20 protein-coding genes are annotated in these 18,597 nt (G+C 58.8%); 8 read left to right on the top strand and 12 right to left on the bottom strand.

What is annotated here, in order from left to right:
- Positions 1 to 96: 96 nt before the first annotated feature.
- A complete protein-coding gene (locus R3D51_04580) occupies positions 97 to 1,071 on the bottom strand; it encodes an NADPH:quinone oxidoreductase family protein (protein MEZ5898753.1) in 975 nt (324 codons plus the stop codon).
- Positions 1,072 to 1,194: 123 nt separating this feature from the next.
- On the opposite strand from R3D51_04580, the gene R3D51_04575 reads away from it, so the two are divergent.
- Positions 1,195 to 1,704 carry an RNA methyltransferase gene (locus R3D51_04575; GenBank protein MEZ5898752.1) on the top strand — a complete coding sequence of 170 codons (510 nt, stop codon included), beginning with the start codon at positions 1,195 to 1,197 and terminating at the stop codon, positions 1,702 to 1,704.
- On the top strand, positions 1,705 to 2,229 hold the full coding sequence (locus R3D51_04570; GenBank protein MEZ5898751.1) for an invasion associated locus B family protein: 525 nt from the start codon (positions 1,705 to 1,707) through the stop codon (positions 2,227 to 2,229).
- Positions 2,230 to 2,258: 29 nt separating this feature from the next.
- Here R3D51_04570 and R3D51_04565 read toward each other — a convergent pair whose 3' ends face one another.
- The 3 genes from R3D51_04565 to R3D51_04555 form a co-directional block, all read right to left on the bottom strand.
- Positions 2,259 to 2,891 (bottom strand): Smr/MutS family protein, encoded by a 633-nt coding sequence (locus tag R3D51_04565; GenBank protein ID MEZ5898750.1) that lies wholly within the window; start codon positions 2,889 to 2,891, stop codon positions 2,259 to 2,261.
- A complete protein-coding gene (locus R3D51_04560) occupies positions 2,888 to 4,207 on the bottom strand; it encodes an MltA domain-containing protein (protein MEZ5898749.1) in 1,320 nt (439 codons plus the stop codon). The genes R3D51_04565 and R3D51_04560 overlap by 4 nt, the downstream gene beginning before the upstream one ends.
- A gap of 104 nt (positions 4,208 to 4,311) precedes the next feature.
- Positions 4,312 to 5,052 (bottom strand): Tim44/TimA family putative adaptor protein, encoded by a 741-nt coding sequence (locus R3D51_04555; GenBank protein ID MEZ5898748.1) that lies wholly within the window; start codon positions 5,050 to 5,052, stop codon positions 4,312 to 4,314.
- Between the two features lie 181 nt (positions 5,053 to 5,233).
- Between R3D51_04555 and R3D51_04550 the strand changes: the two genes are divergently transcribed.
- Positions 5,234 to 5,779 (top strand): FxsA family protein, encoded by a 546-nt coding sequence (locus R3D51_04550; protein MEZ5898747.1) that lies wholly within the window; start codon positions 5,234 to 5,236, stop codon positions 5,777 to 5,779.
- Between the two features lie 99 nt (positions 5,780 to 5,878).
- Positions 5,879 to 6,370, top strand: coding sequence for a protein-export chaperone SecB (secB, locus tag R3D51_04545; GenBank protein MEZ5898746.1), 492 nt, complete (start codon positions 5,879 to 5,881; stop codon positions 6,368 to 6,370).
- A gap of 61 nt (positions 6,371 to 6,431) precedes the next feature.
- Here the strand turns inward: secB and dnaQ are convergent, their stop codons facing one another.
- The 5 genes from dnaQ to R3D51_04520 are packed head-to-tail and all read right to left on the bottom strand — an operon-like array spanning position 6,432 to position 10,131.
- Positions 6,432 to 7,154, bottom strand: coding sequence for a DNA polymerase III subunit epsilon (gene dnaQ / locus R3D51_04540; GenBank protein MEZ5898745.1), 723 nt, complete (start codon positions 7,152 to 7,154; stop codon positions 6,432 to 6,434).
- 29 nt (positions 7,155 to 7,183) lie between these two features.
- The gene (gene coaE, locus R3D51_04535) at positions 7,184 to 7,798 is read right to left on the bottom strand and encodes a dephospho-CoA kinase (GenBank protein ID MEZ5898744.1); all 615 of its coding nucleotides are present in this window, start codon (positions 7,796 to 7,798) and stop codon (positions 7,184 to 7,186) included.
- Positions 7,798 to 8,649, bottom strand: a complete 852-nt coding sequence (locus tag R3D51_04530; GenBank protein ID MEZ5898743.1) for a shikimate dehydrogenase — start codon at positions 8,647 to 8,649, stop codon at positions 7,798 to 7,800. Before R3D51_04530 ends, coaE begins: the two co-directional genes overlap by 1 nt.
- Positions 8,646 to 9,275: a nucleoside triphosphate pyrophosphatase gene (locus tag R3D51_04525; GenBank protein MEZ5898742.1), complete on the bottom strand. Its 630-nt coding sequence runs from the start codon at positions 9,273 to 9,275 to the stop codon at positions 8,646 to 8,648. The genes R3D51_04530 and R3D51_04525 overlap by 4 nt, the downstream gene beginning before the upstream one ends.
- Positions 9,268 to 10,131: a pyruvate, water dikinase regulatory protein gene (locus R3D51_04520; protein MEZ5898741.1), complete on the bottom strand. Its 864-nt coding sequence runs from the start codon at positions 10,129 to 10,131 to the stop codon at positions 9,268 to 9,270. The genes R3D51_04525 and R3D51_04520 overlap by 8 nt, the downstream gene beginning before the upstream one ends.
- 450 nt (positions 10,132 to 10,581) lie before the next feature.
- On the opposite strand from R3D51_04520, the gene hemE reads away from it, so the two are divergent.
- From hemE to rho, 3 genes are all read left to right on the top strand, one after another.
- Positions 10,582 to 11,637: a uroporphyrinogen decarboxylase gene (hemE, locus tag R3D51_04515; GenBank protein MEZ5898740.1), complete on the top strand. Its 1,056-nt coding sequence runs from the start codon at positions 10,582 to 10,584 to the stop codon at positions 11,635 to 11,637.
- Between the two features lie 3 nt (positions 11,638 to 11,640).
- A complete protein-coding gene (gene hemJ / locus R3D51_04510; protein MEZ5898739.1) occupies positions 11,641 to 12,159 on the top strand; it encodes a protoporphyrinogen oxidase HemJ in 519 nt (172 codons plus the stop codon).
- 237 nt (positions 12,160 to 12,396) lie between these two features.
- Positions 12,397 to 13,662: a transcription termination factor Rho gene (gene rho / locus R3D51_04505; protein MEZ5898738.1), complete on the top strand. Its 1,266-nt coding sequence runs from the start codon at positions 12,397 to 12,399 to the stop codon at positions 13,660 to 13,662.
- Between the two features lie 98 nt (positions 13,663 to 13,760).
- On the opposite strand, the gene R3D51_04500 is transcribed toward rho, so the two are convergent.
- Both R3D51_04500 and R3D51_04495 read right to left on the bottom strand, forming a co-directional pair.
- Positions 13,761 to 14,732 carry a sterol desaturase family protein gene (locus R3D51_04500; protein MEZ5898737.1) on the bottom strand — a complete coding sequence of 324 codons (972 nt, stop codon included), beginning with the start codon at positions 14,730 to 14,732 and terminating at the stop codon, positions 13,761 to 13,763.
- A gap of 92 nt (positions 14,733 to 14,824) precedes the next feature.
- Positions 14,825 to 16,864, bottom strand: coding sequence for a thioredoxin domain-containing protein (locus tag R3D51_04495; GenBank protein MEZ5898736.1), 2,040 nt, complete (start codon positions 16,862 to 16,864; stop codon positions 14,825 to 14,827).
- Positions 16,865 to 16,957: 93 nt separating this feature from the next.
- Here R3D51_04495 and mnmE point away from each other — a divergent pair, with 93 nt between their 5' ends.
- Entirely contained in the window at positions 16,958 to 18,319 is a 1,362-nt protein-coding gene (gene mnmE, locus R3D51_04490; GenBank protein ID MEZ5898735.1) for a tRNA uridine-5-carboxymethylaminomethyl(34) synthesis GTPase MnmE, read from the top strand.
- Positions 18,320 to 18,335: 16 nt separating this feature from the next.
- On the opposite strand, the gene R3D51_04485 is transcribed toward mnmE, so the two are convergent.
- On the bottom strand, positions 18,336 to 18,491 hold the full coding sequence (locus R3D51_04485; GenBank protein ID MEZ5898734.1) for a hypothetical protein: 156 nt from the start codon (positions 18,489 to 18,491) through the stop codon (positions 18,336 to 18,338).
- Positions 18,492 to 18,597: the final 106 nt, after the last annotated feature.

The raw sequence follows: 18,597 nt of genomic DNA, 5'->3' as shown, positions 1-18,597 counted from the left end.
CGTTGAAAGCACCATCACCGCACATGACAAAGATTTGCTGAACGCGAAGCGCCGCGTGCGGAATTTTTCCGTTTCGGCCAGATTGGACCGGCCCAGCTAAAGGGTTACGATCACTTTGCCCCGCGCTGTACGTGCATCGAGCACACCGAGCGCCTCGCGAATGTTGTCCAACGGAAAGGTCGCGTGGATGTGCGGATTGAGGCGACCCTCGGCGACCCAGCCAAGCAACCGCGCCATGCCTGCGCGATGGCCTGCGAGATCGCGCTGCACGGATTCGCCCCAGAACACCCCAGTTGCTTCGACACCCTTGACGAGAAGAAGATTGAGCGGAATGCGCGGGATTTCTCCCGCTGCAAAGCCGACGACCAGAAAGCGGCCCTTCCAGGCAAGGGCGCGGATCAGCGGCTCTGCCGCTTCGCCCCCAATGCAATCGTAGACGACGTCGGCGCCGGCACCGCCCGTCACCTCGCGAACGGCAAGTTTCAGGTCGCTGCCAGGAAACAGAATGCCATCGACAGCACCTGCATCTCGCGCGATCTGCACTTTCTCGGGCGAGGAGGCAACCGCGATGACACGGCCACCCATGAGGGTCGCGATCTCGACCGCCGCAAGCCCCGCGCCGCCCGCAGCTCCCGTTACGACGACTTTCTCACCAGGTTCCAATCGCCCTCGCTCGGACAGCCCGTGCAGCGCAGTGCCGTAAGTGATGCTCAAGCCGGCGGCCGTTATGTCGCTGACCTTGTCGGGAATAGGCACAAGCATCGCGGTATCGACCACGATGTGCTCGGCCGCACCCCCCCAGCCGACATAGGCCATCACACGTTGACCGGGCTTGAAATCACCCGCATCGCCTTCAATCCGCTCGATCACGCCTGCGATTTCGGCGCCTGGTGAAAAGGGCAGCTCAGGCTTGTATTGATACTTTCCCCGTGTGATCAGCGTATCCGCGAAGTTCAAACCCACAGCTTTGACCGCAATCAGCGCCTGGCCCGGTTTCGGCTGCGGAACAGGGACTTCCGTGATCTCCAGGCCTGAAGGTCCACTTAAAGTGTTGCAAAGTGCCGCCTTCATGTGAGACCTCCCGCCTGGATGCGCTGCTTGTGGCGACACATTTAGCTGCGCGCCACGCACCCGCCAACCTGCAACTACGCAAACGCGTGAGCCAGAAGTACAATCCCATGACAGTGCATTCCCATGACCGGCAGAACATCTGAGAACTGGCCACCAACGCCGCGCGGCTATTTTGCCATCGGGGCCGAGCGCATGTCGAAATCGTTGAACCTCGGCAATCTGATGCGTTCGGCGCATGGTTTCGGGGCCAGTTTCACATTTACGGTCGGCGCGACGTACCGCGCGTTGGAAGCGCGCGCCGACACCTCCAAAGGCCAGTGGCATCTGCCTCATTACAATTGGACTTCAATCGAGGAAATGGCGCTTCCGCAGGGCTGCAAGCTCGTCGGCGTGGAACTGCTGGACGAAGCGATTGATCTACCCAGCTTCCGCCATCCCATGCGCGCGGCTTACATCCTGGGCCCTGAAATGGGATCGCTTTCACCCGCGATGCTTGAGCGATGCGATTATACCGTCAAGATCCCGACCAGCTTTTGCGTCAATGTCGCCATGGCGGGGGCCATTGTCATGTATGACCGGGTAAGATCGCTGGCCCGGTTTGCCGAGCGCCCGATCCGCGAGGGAGGACCCTGAATGGCCGTGCGCCAAAATCACATTGCTTGCCGGTTGCTTCTACTCATCACCATTATTGCTATCGGTGCTATGCGGGCCAGCGCGCAGGACGTCACGAAGCTGACGTCCATCGTCGACTGGTCGCTCTATACGGACTCTGAATCCCCACACGCGTTCTGTTTTCTTACGAGTGCGCCAAAGTCTACAACTCCCGATAACGCTAAGAGCGACGGCGCGCGGATCTATATCTCGGCTTGGCCCAAAGAGGGCGTGAAAGCCGAACCCAGCGTTCTGCTTGGTTTCTCCGCCAAGAAGGGCAGCGAAATTACTGCCGCGATCGGCGCCCAATCCTTCAACCTGTTCGCTGAGCAAGGCCGCGCTTACGTCGCAGACGCGACTTCAGAACTGAAGTTCGTAGAAGCGATGCGCAAGGGCTCAAAGATGGCCGTGACCGCAACCGACGAAGGCGGGACCAGCGTCACCGACACCTACTCGCTATCGGGCGTGGGACAGGCGATGCAGCAACTGCAAGCGACCTGTTTTTGACCTCCCGGATCTGACTTTTCGCTTTGCGCCTATCCCTTTTTGCGCAAGTGCACGTAAAGCGCCCCTTCCCCGCCATGTGCGATCGAGGCTGCCGTAAAGCTGATGATGATCCCGCGCAAATCGGGCTCTTCCAGCCAGCGCGGCACATTGCGTTTCAGCACGCCGCGTGAGCGCTGACTGTCTGTGGTGAATGGCTCATGTTGCGTCCCACTTTCCGGCTTACCCTTCCCAGTGATGACCAAAACCCAGCGCCAGCCGCGGGCTTGCGCCCGAAAGAGAAACGCCCGCAAATTCCCGTGCGCCTCGTCTTGGCGCAATCCATGCAGATCAATACGCCCGTCGATTTCAATACGTCCGGTCCGCAACCGTTTGACCTTCTTGCGATCAACATCAGCCAAAGGCGGAGCCGCCTTGCGAGCAGCAGGTGGCGACGAAGGCTTTGCTGCCGGTTTGTGGTGCGCATGGGCCGAAGCGTGATGAGACTCACTCGTCCGGCTCATCTTTGCACGCGGCAGCGTCGCCGCCTCGTCTGGATCGGCGGTAGCATGAACGCGCGACTTTGCGCGCTTCAAAGGCTCGATTGAGCTTGCCGCGTGGTCCCAAACCGCCGCTTCGTCCTCATCCAAATGCCGCTTGCGATCCTTGCCGTGCGGCTTCTTCACGGCCGGCGGCCCTGCTGCGGCTCACCGCGCGCCTCGATGGCCGGCGCGGGCTCAAGCACAAAGAAATGGCCTGGATGTTTGGTGACACCAGCAATGCGTCCCGCCTTGTCGCCAGATCCAAAGAAGATGTCGCCGCGCTCGGGGCCCTTAATGGCCGAGCCGACATCCTGCGCGATCATCAGCCGATTGAATCCGGATGGGTTGCGTGTCGCATGCTTGAGGGTCGGCGCGCTCACGTAGATTGGCACGCCCAGCGCGTGATAAGCCGTATCGACGGCAAGGCTTCGACCGCTATGCAGAGACGTACCGAGCGCGCCGACGGGTCCATCTCCGTCGTTATCGGTCAACTCGCGAAAGAAGACGTAGGACTGGTTCTTCCACATCACTGGGGCGGCGCGTTCCCGGTCGGCCTTGAGCCACTTCGACAGCGCCTTGAGGCTCATGTTGTCCATCGTGAACGTGCCTGCCTGGATCAGTTCGCGGCCGATGGAAGTGTAGGGATAGCCATTCTTGCCGTCGTAGCCGATGCGGATTTTCTGTCCGTCCGGCAGCTCGATGTGACCGGAGCCCTGCACCTGAAGAAAATAGACGTCCACCGGATCTCGGAAATACAAAAGCTCCAGCCCCTGTCCCGAAAGTCCGCCCTGTTCGATCTCAGCGCGCGTCAGGAACGGCACCAGTCCGTCATCGGTCTTGCGCATATGGGTGAACTTTTCGGATTTGGCCCCGCGGTCGGACTCCGACACCATGTTCACTAAATCGGGCGGCCGTCGGTAGATGGGCGTCGTGAACTCCCCCTGCGGCGTCCGCGACGCTTGCAGCATCGGCTCATAATAGCCCGTCAACAGTCCGCCGGAGATCGTCTGGTCTACGCGGCGGGGACGAAAGTTGGCTTCAAAAAATCCCCGCGCTGAAGCCTTCGTCATCTTCTTCCCTGACGCAGCTTGCGACAGCGCAAACCGGCAAGTGCCCGCCAGCGTTTGCGACATGGGCTTGGTCGCTTTGCCCGCATCCGCGCGTTGGACGAGCACGGGACAAGACGACAGGAATGCCTTCCACGCGCTTAAATGATCGTCCTCGGCCCAACCCGGTAAGTCGGCAAATGAGGTTGGAGTGAGCGTAAACGACTGCTTGGGCATTGTTTTGCTCGGCACGCCAACGGTGATGACGATTTTCTTCTTAGGGGCAGACTTGGCGGGATCTTCAGCGTTCGCGGGAACTGTGGAGTCTATAGCGGTAAGACCAAAAATGAATACCGCAGCTTTCACAGCCGCGGAGCCTACGCCGCTCCGGCTCTTGAATGGCTCTCTCGCCACCCGTCTTCCCCCTCATGCGATGCGCGCCAGTTCTTTGTACGCGACAACGTATCCCGACATGGCCTGACAAAGACTGCGTGTGCCGAAATCGCGGCCATATTGCGTCAGTTCGGCGGTTGTGTCTCGTCCAATCTCCAGTTGGGGTTCTGCAGAGCCCGCTTGCTGGAGACGTCGCGTCCGAAGGTCCAAACGTCGGTCACCTCGGTCACGCGGTCGCCGCCGGAGACAGTTCCGGCCCGGTCCCGAATGGCGGTGATTAACTCACTTATGAAGCGCACGGTAATCGACGCAAAACCACCCAAAACTTCGGCATTCGTGATTTCGGCCTTCTTGATACCAACGAACTGCTGGTCGATTTGCTCACCACGAGCCTCGCGTTCGTTGATCGCCGTTATGAATCCATCGTATACATCGCGGCTCAACAGCTCTTTCAGAGCCTTGCGGTCGCCGTCGGCAAACGCCGTCACGATAATCTCATAGGCGCTGGAGGCACCGGCCAAAAAACCATCCGGATCGAAAGCGGGGTCGAACTTCGCGACGGAAAGCAGGCCGTCGGTCACGGCCTGTGACGAGGCCGGATAGGCGCGCACACGTGCTTCGCTATCGTTAACGACGGTATCGAGCTGCGTCCCTGCCGGCTCGGAACGATCCCGCACGGGCATATTGATGACTTCGCCCGAGCCAGCCCCTGCCGCCGCTTTGGTCTCGCGCTCGCGCGTCTTCAGCCTTTCGATGCGCGCATCATCCTCGTCTGAGCGTTGGCCGAGAACGCTGCGCAGCTTCAAAATGGCAACGAACGCAACGACAAGAGAAATGAGAGTGAGAAAATCGAGTTGGCCGTTCATACCGATGCGCTTTCGTTGGGAGCAGTGGAAGGACCTGCCATAGGCCAAAATTGCCTGCAAGGTCCAACTGCTAATGTAGGCGCGCTTTGTGCTAACGCCAACTTGAAACGCATTTGGCCCCCGCATCAGTTCGGCGTTATATTAAATAAACCAACGTCGTGGCCGGTCTATGATCTTCCCATTGAAATTCGCCTTGGGGCTGGCGCTCCTGGCCCTACCGATCATCGAAATCGCGCTGCTGATCAAGGCAGGGGCCGCTTTTGGCTTCTGGCCGGTGTTTTTTTGGATCATCGCGACCGCCGTGGTCGGCTCGGGCGTTATCCAGCGCAGCGGACTATCCATCTTCCCGCGCATCTGGGCCCATATCGAGGCGGGCCGGAGCGGTTTTGAACCGCTGCTCGATCAATTTCTGACGGTGACCGGCGGCGTTTTGCTCATTCTGCCGGGATTGTTGGGGGACGCATTGGGCGCCTTGATGCTGGTCCCGCCGGTGCGTTGGCTCATGTTGCGTGCAATTGCCTCACTTTTCACCATCGATACGTACACAAGGTCGAACAACGCGCAAACGCGCGAGACTTGGCAGAACGACACAGGCGAGCCATTCGACACACCAAAACAGGATAAGGGATCGGCTGGCGACTTCAGGAGAGGCCGGGAAAGACGAACCGAACCGCCAATAATCGAAGGCGAATACCAACGCATCGATGACGACAAGAGCGGCAGTTGAGGCGCGATCTTTGACGGTGGCGATTGCGCCGATAGGGCTGGCGTGATAGCGAGCCGGAAAGAGCGCAACATCCTGTTGGGCCAAAGGAAAGCGATTCTCATGTCAGACAACGGCAAGGCCGCAGCCAACGCGCCTACTCCCATCCCGATCCAGGCCAATGTTCTCAATCAGTACATCAAGGATATGTCGTTCGAAAATCCGAATATTCGCAAGTTGATGGCGGGTCCGGGTGAGACGCCAAGCCTGAAAGTCGAGGTCAATGTCAACGCCGAGCGGATCGACGGCAATGTCTACGAAAGCGCCATCGAACTGAAAGCAACCGCCGAGAATAATATCGGCACCGTCTATGTTCTCGAAACCGTGTACGCGGGCCTCTTCAGAATCGAAAACATTCCCGACCAAGCGCTGGAACCGTTCCTGCTCATCAGCGCGCCGATGACGCTTTTCCCCTTCCTCCGCCGCTTGGTAGCCGACGTAACACGCGAGGGCGGCTATCCGCCTTTGATGCTCGATCCAATTGATTTCGCAGGGCTCTATTTCCAGCGACAGGCCGAAATATCCAAAGCCAAGGGCACCAAGCTCAACGCTTGATCGCGTAGAATGGCTTGCACGCCGACGATCTGGGACGCTCTTGAACGCCTGGCGGACTCCGTCAGGCGTTTTCCTTTCTAACCTCGACCACCCAGTATTTGTACCAGACAGCTTTGGTGCCCATTTCCTCGACATACTTGCGATGAAGCAGCCTTTCTTCGTCGCTAATGCGCGATTGCAAGGGGATAGGACGCCTTTGAGCCGAGCCCTTGGTCTGGCGCGCGGCGCTCGCTCGCGCGACTGCGGCCTGCGTCTGCAAGCTCAACGCGGCTTGGCGCTCGCCGAGAAGTTCGACGTAGACTTCCGCCAGCAAGAGACAGTCGATGAGTGCGCCGTGCTTGGTACGCTTGGAATTGTCGATGCCATAGCGTTTGCAAAGCGCATCGAGCGTGTTGGGTCCGGCGGGATGCTTGCGCCGCGCCAGCGCTAGCGTATCGACCACTCGCTTTATAGAGATCGTGGGCTTACCGATCAGCTCAAGTTCCCAATTCAGAAAGCCGACGTCGAAGGTCGCATTGTGAATGACCAATGGATCTTCACCGACGAACTGCAGGAAACCCTCGGCCAGCTTGGAAAAGACGGGCTTGTCTTTGAGAAATGCAGTCGAAAGACCGTGAACCGCTTCGGCTTCCGCGGGTACGTCACGCTCGGGATTTATGAAGCAATGAAATTCGCGGCCAGTCGGTATGCGGTTGTAAAGTTCGATGCAGCCGATTTCCACGAGCTTATCGCCCTTCTTGAAATCAAGGCCGGTCGTTTCAGTATCGAGGATAATTTCCCGCACCCGCGTGTCTCTCCAGGCTTGCTGTCATGCTAGCTCCAGAAGCGCGCGTAAGCGCGACCTTCGCGCGTCGAAAGCTCGGCGACAATATCGTCGATTTGGGCATGACAAGCTTCCACCGAGCCGCTGGTGTCCACAACGAAATCGGCGCGAGCCCGCTTTTCCTTGTCATCCAGTTGCCGCGACAGCAACTCGGCAAGCTTTGCCTCGCTCATGCCTGGCCGCTCCAACACGCGCTTTCTTTGAATGTCGGTATGCGCGCTCACGACCACGATCACATCGACGACTTTGTCGTTACCAGCCTCAAACAGCAGTGGAACTTCAAGAACCGCCATCTTTGCGCCTTTTGCATGCTCGCGGGCAACGAACGAACGCTCCTTGGCGCGCACGCGCGGATGGACGATCCTCTCAAGCTCGCTCAACCGATCCGGTTCTCTTAAGAGAATTGCCGACAGCTTGCCGCGATCCACCTTTCCATCCGATGTCGAACCCGGAAACGCGCGTTCGACGTCGTGCGCAAGCGGACCTTCGTAAAGCTTATGGACCTCCGCATCGGCATCGAACACGTCGATCCCGAGCGCCTTGAAGCGTGCTGCCGCAGTTGATTTTCCCATCCCGATCGAGCCGGTCAGTCCAATGATCAGCATCAGGCGCCCTCGATATCCGCCACAATGAGATTGCGCAGATCGTTGGTGACCTTCGGGCGCACACCGAACCACTTTTCAAATCCCGGTACGGCTTGATGAAGCAGCATCCCAAGTCCATCGACACCAACAAGGCCGTGAGTCCGGGCGTTTTTCAAAAACGCTGTCTCAAGCGGCACGTAGACGATGTCGGCAGCTACAGCCTGCTTGACCCGCATCGCCGAAAAATTGATGCCAGGATCTCCTTCGCCCTTCATACCAAGCGTCGTGGTGTTGACGATAACACCAGCTTCGCGCGCCGCTTCGTTGCGCTGGTCCCAATCGATCGCATGAACCTTGGGGCCGAAGTAATCCGCGAGCTGATCGGCACGACTGCGAGACCGGTTGGCAATAACGATACGTTCCACGCCAGCGTTCAGAAAGCCGTAGATAATCGCGCGCGCCGCACCGCCAGCACCCAGGATGAGAACAGGAGCATCGCGCCTCTTCCATTCCGGCGCCGACACATCAAGATGTGTCATGAATCCATAGGTATCAGTGTTGGCGCAAAACAAGCGGCCTCGATCACCCAGCCAAAGCGTGTTTGCAGCGCCGACTGCAATCGCACTTTCATCTTTCTCTTGCGCAGCGGCGAACGCTGCCTCCTTGTGCGGCACCGTCACGTTGCAGCCGGCAATCCCGTGCTCCTTGAGAGATTTCAAGAACGTGTCGAGTTCGTCCGCTCTCACTGCTTCTTTCGTGTAGGTGCCATCAATTCCATAGGTTTTAAGCCAATAACCGTGGATCAAAGGGGAACGCGAATGCTCGATCGGCCAGCCGATTACGCAGGCTTTTTTGGTAGCGGAACCCGTCATGCGATCAAAGCTCCCTGCGTTCGCAAGGCGCTGAGTAGAGCCAGCAACGGAAGGCCCAAGACCGTGAAGTAATCGCCTTCAATCTTTTCGAAGAGTTGCACGCCTTTCGCCTCAAGCTCGTAGCAGCCCACACACTGCAAAATGACTTCGCCGGCATCCTCAAGATACCCTGCTAGAAAGGCGTCGGAAAAATCTCGCATGGTCAAACGAGCAGCTTCCTCATGATGCCAAACTAACTCTCCATCACGTGCCAGCGCCACCGCGCTGACGAGTTCATGGACGCGCCCGCGCAACTTTTTCAACACCGCGCGTGCTTCATCCAGCGTTGCGACCTTTGAAAAAATGGTGTTCTCGAAAACCAGAACCTGATCGCTGCCGATAACAAGTTTGCCGGCGTTGGCGCGGGCGACGGCGAGCGCCTTTTCCTGCGCCAAACGCGCCGCGATCATGGCGGGCGACACATATGCATCAACTGCAACCATCGCAGACCTGACCGCATCCTCGTCGATCCGCGCCGGAACGACATCGAACGTCAGCCCGGCAGCAGACAGCATCGCCCTGCGCGCAACACTTGTCGAAGCCAGAACGACGGACGGTGGCTGATCGACATTCCTTGCGTCAGCCATGGCTTGGCTCGACGTCCGGACTGGAGGGCGTTTGCTCGCTACGATCGTGCAAAAGCTTTAAAATCATCGATGCCGACTCTTCAATTGAACGGCGCGTGACGTCGATAACGGGCCAGCCGTACTTCGCAGCAATCCGCCGCGTATAGGCAATCTCGGCGGCAATTGTTTCGCGATCGACATAGGTCTTGATGTCGCGGTCCGCCAGCAGGGCGGCGCGGTTGCGGCGCACTTCAGTGATTCGATCCACATTGGCGATCAAACAGACAATGAACGCATTATGCGGTTCGGTCAGTCGCGCCGGCAAGGCAACCTGCGGCACAAGCGGAAGATTTGCCGTCTTGTAACCTCGCTGCGCAAGATAAATGCTTGTCGGTGTTTTCGATGTCCGCGAGATGCCGAGAATAATGATGTCGGCATCGCTGAGATTTTCAGGCAAACGACCATCATCATGATGGATGGTGAAATTCATCGCATCGATTCGCCGGAAGTAATCCGCATCGAGCACATGCTGGCCCGCAACGGTAGGTGTGCGCGGCGCGCCTAAATAACTTTCGAAGATCTGCATGATCGGTTGCAACACGGCATGACAAGGAACCTTGAGGTCTTTGCAGTATTGCTCGAGTTCTTCACCCAGCGCTTTGTTGACGACGGTGTAGAGCACAATGCCCGGCTCTTTCTCGATAGCGCTCAACACGCGCTTCAACTGACGTTGGGTGCGCACCAGCGCGTGCATGTGCTCGATGGCACGTACATCAGGATACTGAACAGCCGCCGCCTTGGCGATTGCCGAAAGGGTCTCGCCTGTCGAGTCGGAGACCAGATGCATATGAAAAATGCGCGTTGCCTGTATGGCCATTTGGTCTCCTGACAAACCCCCGGAAGGTTGTTGGTAAGTTGAGGGCGATTTTCGCACCCGACCGGCCGGTATCTAGGGTTGAGATAACAACCGTGCAGTTGCCAAGCGTGATAGTCACATTTGCACAAATGCGAATTGCCTGGCAGCACCTGCCTTGAACATCTAGGACAACCCGGTAGCGAGTTCGTCATCCTCAGGTTGCCCACAAATGCTTCATGCGAGTTGATGCTGCATATGCGGCGTAACCACTTTGAAAGAGAAAAGCTATTCGTCACTATTGCCTAGAACGGGTCTCACCGCCTAGACCTCGTGGTCAGCAAAGAGAGATTGCAGCTAACGTGGACAAGCTGGGGATAGCTTGGAGATCCCCAGAACCCACGGCCCTAATAGATTCAATAAAAACCTCTCAAGACTCTTAGTTTGAAGTTTTAAGTGAAGGGATGCTTGGCAATGCAGACGGACACCGGCTCAAAGGCCGTGAGACGGTTTCTCGATCCCTTTCGAGGTCAGGCTTCCAAATCACCGCCGATTTGGTTGATGCGCCAAGCGGGCCGCTACCTGCCCGAGTACCGTGAGACGCGCGCCAAGGCTGGTGGCTTTCTCAAGCTCTGCTACACGCCCGAGCTTGCTGCCGAGGTTACGCTGCAGCCGATCCGCCGCTACGGGTTCGACGCTGCAATCCTGTTTTCCGATATTCTCGTCGTGCCCGATGCGCTCGGCCAGAAGGTCAGCTTCGTTGAAGGCGAAGGGCCACGGCTTGAACCGATTCGCTCTGTCAACGACTTGCGCCGACTCGATCCAGCGCGTACGGCTCAGACATTCGCGCCCGTTTGGGAGACCGTGGCGCGGTTGCGGCAAGATTTGCCGCGTGAAACGGCATTGATCGGATTTTGCGGGGCGCCGTGGACGGTGGCGACCTACATGGTCCAGGGTGAGGGATCGAGCGATCAAGCTGAAGCGCGGCTGTGGGCGTATCGGGATTCTACCGGCTTTTCGAAGCTCATCGATATGCTGGTGGAAACGTCGATTTCCTACCTCGACAATCAGGTCAAGGCAGGGGCCGATTGCTTGCAGATTTTCGATACGTGGGCGGGAAGCCTGCCGGACGACGAATTCGATCGTTGGGTGGTCGAGCCGACCCGACGCATACGGCAAGTGCTTCGGGACCTGCATCCGGATGTGCCTGTCATAGGTTTTCCGCGCGGCGCTGGGCCGGGGGCAGTCTGGTATGTTTCGGAAACCGGTGTAGACGGCATCGGCTGCGATACGACGACCCCGCCTTACGTGATGAAGGAGGCGTTCGAGGATGAGGATGTGGTTGTGCAGGGCAACCTCGATCCGTTGTTGCTGGTAACGGGCGGCACCCGCATGGATGAGCGCGTCGACGAGATCTTGAGGCTCATGTCCGGCGAGAGGTTTATCTTCAATCTCGGTCACGGCATCGTTCCCCAGACCCCGCCCGAGAACGTCGCCCGCCTAGTCGAGCGCGTCCGTAAGAGGACTTGAGGGATGAGCGCAGCGGCATCACCCGCCGCCAGGGCGGCAATTTCTCTAATTATTACAGTAGCTTTCGCCGCCGCACTGGTGGTCATCCTGGGCGATGGCGCCTACTTGTGGATCAAGGCCATCCACGTCATCGCGATCATCTCATGGATGGCGGGCATGCTCTATCTGCCGCGGCTGTTCATCTACCACTGCGACGCCGAGAAAGGCTCTGTCCAATCGGAAACCTTCAAGGTGATGGAGGGGCGCCTTCTCAGGATCATCATCAACCCGGCGATGATCATCTCTTGGGTGCTCGGGCTCTGGCTTGCGTGGATCGGCGGATCCTTCTCTGCCCCTTGGTTTCACGCCAAGCTGGCGCTGGTGCTGGCGCTTTCGGCCGTCCACGGCTACTTCTCGATGGCCGTGCGTGCGTTTGCCGAGGACCGCAACGACAAGCCGCCGCGGTTCTGGCGGATCGTCAACGAGGTTCCGACCATCCTGATGATATTGATTGTCATTCTCGTAATCGTGAAGCCGTTCTGAAGACCTTTGCCAAGTTCAACGGATCTGTTATAAGCCTCGGAACGTTATTCAGCGGATCGCTGCCCCACGGCAGAAAATCCGTAGGCGGCAATGTCCAGCAGCGAGCTGGCGCGCTGTCCCGCAGGGCGCCCTGCCTTGCGTCGCAACCCCTCACCAAACCATCATCGCATCGTCCCACCGTCTCCTCACATATTGTCTTCCCGCCCTATTACCGTGGCACCCCCGGAGTTTTTACCCATGAAGGAAATGAAGCTCGAGGACCTCAAGCGGAAGTCTCCCGCTGAAATGGTCTCGTTTGCTGAAGAGGTCGGCGTTGAGAACGCCTCGACCCTGCGCAAACAAGAGCTGATGTTCGCGACCTTGAAACAGCTCGCGACCCAGGAAACTGAAATCATCGCGACCGGCGTGGTCGAAGTGCTGCAGGACGGCTTCGGCTTTCTGCGCTCGCCCGACGCCAACTACCTGCCGGGTCCTGACGACATTTACGTCTCGCCCTCGCAGATCCGCCGCTTCGCGCTTCGGACCGGCGATACTGTCGAAGGACAGATTCGAGGCCCGAAGGAAGGAGAGCGTTACTTCGCTCTTCTCAAAGTCAACAAGATCAACTTTGAAGATCCTGAAGCAACTAAGCACAAAATCAACTTCGATAACTTGACGCCACTGTATCCTACCAAGTGGCTCAAAATGGAGATCGAAGATCCCACCATCAAAGACCTTTCCCCTCGTGTGATCGACGTGGTCGTTCCGCTCGGCAAAGGCCAGCGTGCTCTCATCGTGGCACCGCCGCGTACCGGTAAGACGGTTCTGCTGCAGAACATCGCCCACTCGATTACAGCCAACCATCCCGAGTGCTACTTGATCGTGCTGCTCATCGACGAGCGGCCGGAAGAAGTCACCGACATGCAGCGGTCTGTGAAAGGCGAGGTCATATCCTCGACCTTCGACGAGCCGCCGTCACGCCATGTGCAGGTGTCGGAGATGGTCATCGAGAAGGCTAAGCGTCTAGTTGAGCATAAGCGGGATGTCGTCATCCTGCTCGATTCCATCACGCGCTTGGGTCGTGCCTACAACACAGTTGTGCCGTCATCCGGCAAGGTTCTGACCGGTGGTGTGGACTCCAATGCGTTGCAGAGGCCTAAGCGTTTCTTCGGTGCAGCCCGCAACATCGAGGAAGGCGGTTCGCTCACCATCATCGCCACCGCGCTGGTCGATACCGGCTCGCGCATGGACGAAGTGATCTTCGAAGAGTTCAAGGGTACAGGCAACTCGGAAATCATCCTGGATCGGAAGGTTTCCGATAAGCGCGTGTTCCCCGCCATCGACGTGGCGCGCTCGGGCACCCGCAAGGAAGATCTGCTGGTGCCGAAGGACCAGCTCAAGAAGGTCTACGTCCTGCGCCGCATCCTGAACCCGATGGGCACCATGGACGCGATCGAGTTCCTGATCGACAAGCTGAAGTCGACCAAGACCAACGGCGAGTTCTTCCAGAGCATGAATACGTAAGGCCTACGGGGCCAACCGTTCATCAGTTGAAAAACAAAAAGAGCCGCTTGAACAAAGCGGCTCTTTTTTCACGTGAAACGCAAAGTCTGACGAGGCGCCTACTCGGCAGGGTGGAGCAGGTCGGGGTGATGCTTCTCCACCTCTTCGCGCGCTTCCTGAGCGGGCGACTTCTTCATCGCCATCTTGCGATAGCGCTCTGGCTCGCCGGCGCCAGGCTTGTAGTAGAACGGAAGCAATAGCTGCTCCCAGAACGATTTTGGGAAGTTGGGCAACTCGTCAACGCCAAGATCCTTGTGCGTGATCGGACGCGGCGGCTTGGCGTGGAAGGTGCCGAACAGGCGATCCCAGAACGAGAAGAACAGGCCGAAGTTGCAATCGCCTTCGGTGCCCCAGTTGACGTGATGCAGGTGATGGACACGGCCGATGGCGAGATAGCCAGCCAGGGGCCCGAGTTTCTGATCAACGTTGGAATGCTGCACGATCAGCGTCACGGTGATCAGGAAGCCGAGCACAAGAGCAACCTCCTGCGTCATGCCCATGATCACGAGCGGCGCCTGCCCGATCACCATGTCGATCGATTGATGCAGCGGATGGCGAATAACGCCATTGAAACCGTAGAGGCGGCCGACGCCATGATGGACGGCATGCAAGCGCCACAGCATCGGCACCTTATGGCTCATCCAATGGATGACCATGAAAGCGAAGTCGGCAATCAGGAACGCCAACAGCACCTGCCCCCAGAGCGGCCACTGCGTCGGCCAGATGCCCTGAAAGGGGAACATCCACTGGATGAGAGGGATGAGCAGGACGCCGTTCAGCGCGGACAGCTCATAGATTGCGGTGTGCCAGATGTTGGCGGCGGTGTCGCCATGCTCGTGATGTTCATTCCATTCCGGATAGAACGGCGCGATTTTCTCAGCGGCGAATGAGGTCGCGTAGGCAAGCACCAGAAGCGGGGCCAGCCAGAAATAGGAATGACCATTTGCCACCACCCAGTAGGCAGCGCTCGTCAGGCCAATCATCAAAAACGGGGCATAAGCCCAACGCACAATTGAACGCAATGCAGTCATGAGACCCAAACCTCTTCTAGGGCCGAAACTCAATCACAGCTGAGCCGCGCAGCACAGTCTTGTGACTAAAGGTTCTTTCAACGCGGTAAACCTTAAGCTTTCGGAGCACTGCGCGCCTTTAGCAAACGCTCCTTCAATTCGTCGGGTTCGAACACAGGCGGACCGCACACGGGCCCAACGCAAATATAGCCAGTCGTGGTTACAGCCACATCCAACTTCGCGCCCAGCGCGACAGGCAAAGGGCGTGCGCCTTTGACGGGGTCCAGGAATTCAAGCGCTCCGGGGACTGATGTGCATACGGCGACCCGGCGAAGTGACGAACTCGCATCGTTGCTACTGCCAGCCAGAACGATTTGCACCAATCCGTCCATGTCCAGGCCCGCTGCCAGCAGGCCGCAATGTCCGACAGGACCCCGAGCGATGTCTCCCTGGAAACAGTTGTATAACCCGGTTGTTCGCTCAGAGTAAGCGGTTTGGCTGGTTAACGCATTGAGCCAGATTAAGTTCGTAAGGTGGACGGCATTGGCGCTGGGCACGGCATCGTCATGTGCTGATTTAAGCCGGACAATCACGTCATCCGTGTCATCAGCGGAGGTGAAATAGCCGCCAGACTCCACGTCCCAGTGATGGCGATCAAGGACTTCTGCCCACTGTGTCGCACGCGCGAGAGCTCCCGGATCGCCGTGGGCCTGGAACAAGCGAAGTGCTGCCCAGATCATGTTGGCGTAATCGGATGCGGTGGCGGGCGCCGTTAGGCGGCCATTGCGGGCGGAATGCCAAAGCCGATCGCTATCGCGGCGCATAGCGGTGGAGACAAAGGCGAAAGCTGCGTCCGCCATCCTGATCCAATCGGGCTGGGCGAACACAACCCCGGCACGCGCCAGCGCGCCAATGATCAAGCCGTTCCAATCGGCCAAAACCTTGTCGTCGAAGCCGGGCCTGATGCGTCCCGCACGCCTGGCCAGCAGCTTGTCGCGCAGTTTCTCAAGCCGTGCCTCTTGACCGACGCTTTGCAGCTGCAGATGATCGAGCCGGTTGAGAATATTGTGGCCTTCGAAGTTGCCGCCCGTGGTGACGCCGTAGATCGCCATGAAGTCGGCAGCGTCGGCCTCGCCAAGAACCTCAGTGATCTCATCCGCGCTCCAGACGTAGAATTTGCCTTCCTCTCCCTCGCTATCGGCATCCAGAGACGCCGCAAACCCGCCGCCAGGGGTAATCATCTCCCGTTCGAGCCAGGCAATGGTTTCGGCGACGCGAACAGCGAACAAAGGCTCCTGGGTTTCGCGCCAAACCTCCGTCAACAGATCGACCAGAAGAGCATTATCGTAGAGCATCTTCTCAAAGTGCGGGACGAGCCAGAGCTCATCTACCGAATAGCGGGCGAAGCCGCCGCCCAGGTGGTCATAGATGCCGCCCTGGCAGATGTGAGTGAGAGTGTTGACGACGGCTTCTTTGGCGGCTTCATCACCATAGCGCATCGCACCTCGCCACATCAGCCAAAGTACGTTCCACTGAGGGAACTTGGGTGCACCGGCTATGCCGCCATTCCCGTGATCGAACGCCTCGGTCAGCCTCGTTACCAAAGTGCGGATTAGGTCTTCGGAGGCTTGGAAGTCGGTCTGATGCAGGGTCTTTGCCGACAGCGCTGCCATCAGGCCGTCGACGTTATGGCGGATCCGCTCTGGTTCGTTTTGATAGACCTGTGCGATCTGCAGAAGCACGCTTACGAACGCGGGGCGGCCATACTGGGACTGCTTTGGAAAATAGGTGCCGCCGAAGAACGGCCTGGCTTCGGCATCAAGAAACATAGTTAATGGCCACCCGCCTTGCTCGCCGAGCCGATGCAGCGCGCTCATGTAGATGGCGTCGATATCCGGGCGCTCTTCGCGATCGACTTTGATGTTCACGAAGAGCTTGTTCATGACATCGGCGGTGGCCGGATCTTCAAAGCTTTCGTGCGCCATGACATGGCACCAATGGCAAGCCGCATAGCCGACAGAAAGTAGGATCGGTTTGCGGGTCCGCTTGGCTTCGGCCAGAGCTTCCGGCCCCCATGCCCACCAATGAACAGGGTTGTCCTTGTGCTGCAGCAGATATGGGCTGGTCTCGTGTCGAAGGTGATTTTCGGACATTCAGATCGGTTCCACCGGGACGTTGGGCTTTTGAGACCCTAGGCCGCTAAGGCGCGCATTGCGAGCGGGGCCGAGGACGAGTACGCGAATGGCATGGCGAATGTTTCCACCATCTATGCTCTTTCCAGTGCGCCGGGCCGGGCTGGCGTGGCTGTCATCCGGGTGTCTGGTCCAGCGGCGCAAGATGTGCTGGCGGCGATGGTGCGCCGGCCGCCGGCTCATGGCCAAGCGGCATTCCGCACCGTTCGAGACCCCCAAACCGGGGCGGCCTTAGACCAGGCGCTAATTCTCTATTTTGCCGCCCCCAATAGCGAAACGGGCGAGGACGTCGCGGAATTCCAGGTTCACGGAGGACGCGCCGTGGTTAACGCTGTTCTTGGCGCACTGGGCCGCTTTCCCGGGTGCCGGATGGCGGAGCCCGGGGAATTTGCCCGCCGGGCGTTCAGCAACGGAAAGCTTGACCTGGCTCAGGCTGAGGGATTGGCGGACCTAGTCGATGCCGAGACAGAGGCCCAGCGCGTTCAGGCCCTGGCCCAGTCTTCAGGCGCCTTGTCTCAGCTCTACGAAGGCTGGCGGACAACGTTGCTTGAGGCCATGGCGCTGGTCGAGGCAGCCATAGACTTTTCCGATGAAAGTGACGTGTCCGGCCGGGCCATGAAAATGGCGTGCGAAAGCGTTTCCGCGCTCGCTGTCGATCTGGCCCGCCACCTGGCAGATGGCCGCCGTGGCGAAATCCTGCGCGATGGTTTCCGCGTGGCCCTGCTGGGAGCGCCCAATGCCGGCAAGTCGAGCCTTCTCAATGCGCTCGCCCAGAGGGATGCGGCGATCGTGTCGGAGGAAGCAGGGACGACCCGCGACGTGATTGAGGTTCGCTTGGACCTTGCGGGATATCCGGTCATCGTATCGGACACCGCCGGGCTTCGGCAGGCGACAGGTGCGGTCGAGCGGGAAGGGATCCGGCGCTCGCTGGCTGAAGCCGAGAGGGCGGACTTGATTTTGTGGCTGGTTGAGCCGGGCGGAAACGCGCAACCTGCGCTGGGTGAGTCACTAGAGGAGTCAAGGGAAGTTTCACGTGAAACGGCCCCGTTAGTTCTGATGGTGCATACAAAGACGGACCTGACCACGGCCCCAGCCCAAACACCGTCGCAAACCGGGCTATCGATTTCAGTCAAGACCGGTTCGGGCCTGGAAGGGCTGATCACGAGGATTACCCAGGTCGCCGCCGACCGGCTCGCAAGCCGGTCGAGCCCGCCATTGACACAGGCACGCCATCGCCAAGCGCTGGAGACTTGCCTTGCCGGATTGAATGCCTTCATGGCCGGTGATGCCGAAGAAGCGGAACTGAGAGCCGAGGATCTTCGCCGTGCCGCCTATGCTCTGGGCCGCATTACCGGCCGCGTCGACGTCGAAGACGTGCTGGGCCAGATCTTCGGCCGCTTCTGTATCGGAAAATAACGACCTGTGCCGAACATCAGCCGGTATCTGTCGGCGGCAGCGGCGGCATCCCTTCGAAGGTTGGCACGCCCGGCAGCTCCGGGTCCCAGATCGTGCGCCGGCCGACGTAAAGGATTGCCTGCGGCTGATACCAGCTGCTGTCGTCGAATACGCCGGCCGGAGGCATGATCATGTTCGGGCGCCCGGAGTTGGTGCCTCAGCAGGCGAGTACAGGGCCCAGGCAAACCAACTTGCCGCCCTCAAACCGCTTTTTCGAGAGCGCGGGATCGAGTATCCGA

This window comes from Hyphomicrobiaceae bacterium (assembly GCA_041397645.1).
Taxonomy (GTDB): domain Bacteria; phylum Pseudomonadota; class Alphaproteobacteria; order Rhizobiales; family Hyphomicrobiaceae; genus Hyphomicrobium_B.
The sequence above is the reverse complement of the archived record's forward strand: the minus strand, read 5'-3'. Positions and strand labels throughout refer to the sequence as shown.

What these genes read in the sequence shown, in the direction of transcription:
- R3D51_04580 (MEZ5898753.1), bottom strand. Translation starts at nt 1,071, where the DNA reads ATGAAGGCGGCACTTTGCAACACTTTAAGTGGACCTTCAGGCCTGGAG.
- R3D51_04575 (MEZ5898752.1), top strand. Translation starts at nt 1,195, where the DNA reads ATGACCGGCAGAACATCTGAGAACTGGCCACCAACGCCGCGCGGCTAT.
- R3D51_04570 (MEZ5898751.1), top strand. Translation starts at nt 1,705, where the DNA reads ATGGCCGTGCGCCAAAATCACATTGCTTGCCGGTTGCTTCTACTCATC.
- R3D51_04555 (MEZ5898748.1), bottom strand. Translation starts at nt 5,052, where the DNA reads ATGAACGGCCAACTCGATTTTCTCACTCTCATTTCTCTTGTCGTTGCG.
- secB (MEZ5898746.1), top strand. Translation starts at nt 5,879, where the DNA reads ATGTCAGACAACGGCAAGGCCGCAGCCAACGCGCCTACTCCCATCCCG.
- coaE (MEZ5898744.1), bottom strand. Translation starts at nt 7,798, where the DNA reads ATGCTGATCATTGGACTGACCGGCTCGATCGGGATGGGAAAATCAACT.
- R3D51_04530 (MEZ5898743.1), bottom strand. Translation starts at nt 8,649, where the DNA reads ATGACGGGTTCCGCTACCAAAAAAGCCTGCGTAATCGGCTGGCCGATC.
- R3D51_04525 (MEZ5898742.1), bottom strand. Translation starts at nt 9,275, where the DNA reads ATGGCTGACGCAAGGAATGTCGATCAGCCACCGTCCGTCGTTCTGGCT.
- R3D51_04520 (MEZ5898741.1), bottom strand. Translation starts at nt 10,131, where the DNA reads ATGGCCATACAGGCAACGCGCATTTTTCATATGCATCTGGTCTCCGAC.
- hemE (MEZ5898740.1), top strand. Translation starts at nt 10,582, where the DNA reads ATGCAGACGGACACCGGCTCAAAGGCCGTGAGACGGTTTCTCGATCCC.
- hemJ (MEZ5898739.1), top strand. Translation starts at nt 11,641, where the DNA reads ATGAGCGCAGCGGCATCACCCGCCGCCAGGGCGGCAATTTCTCTAATT.
- rho (MEZ5898738.1), top strand. Translation starts at nt 12,397, where the DNA reads ATGAAGGAAATGAAGCTCGAGGACCTCAAGCGGAAGTCTCCCGCTGAA.
- R3D51_04500 (MEZ5898737.1), bottom strand. Translation starts at nt 14,732, where the DNA reads ATGACTGCATTGCGTTCAATTGTGCGTTGGGCTTATGCCCCGTTTTTG.
- R3D51_04495 (MEZ5898736.1), bottom strand. Translation starts at nt 16,864, where the DNA reads ATGTCCGAAAATCACCTTCGACACGAGACCAGCCCATATCTGCTGCAG.
- mnmE (MEZ5898735.1), top strand. Translation starts at nt 16,958, where the DNA reads ATGGCGAATGTTTCCACCATCTATGCTCTTTCCAGTGCGCCGGGCCGG.
- R3D51_04485 (MEZ5898734.1), bottom strand. Translation starts at nt 18,491, where the DNA reads ATGATCATGCCTCCGGCCGGCGTATTCGACGACAGCAGCTGGTATCAG.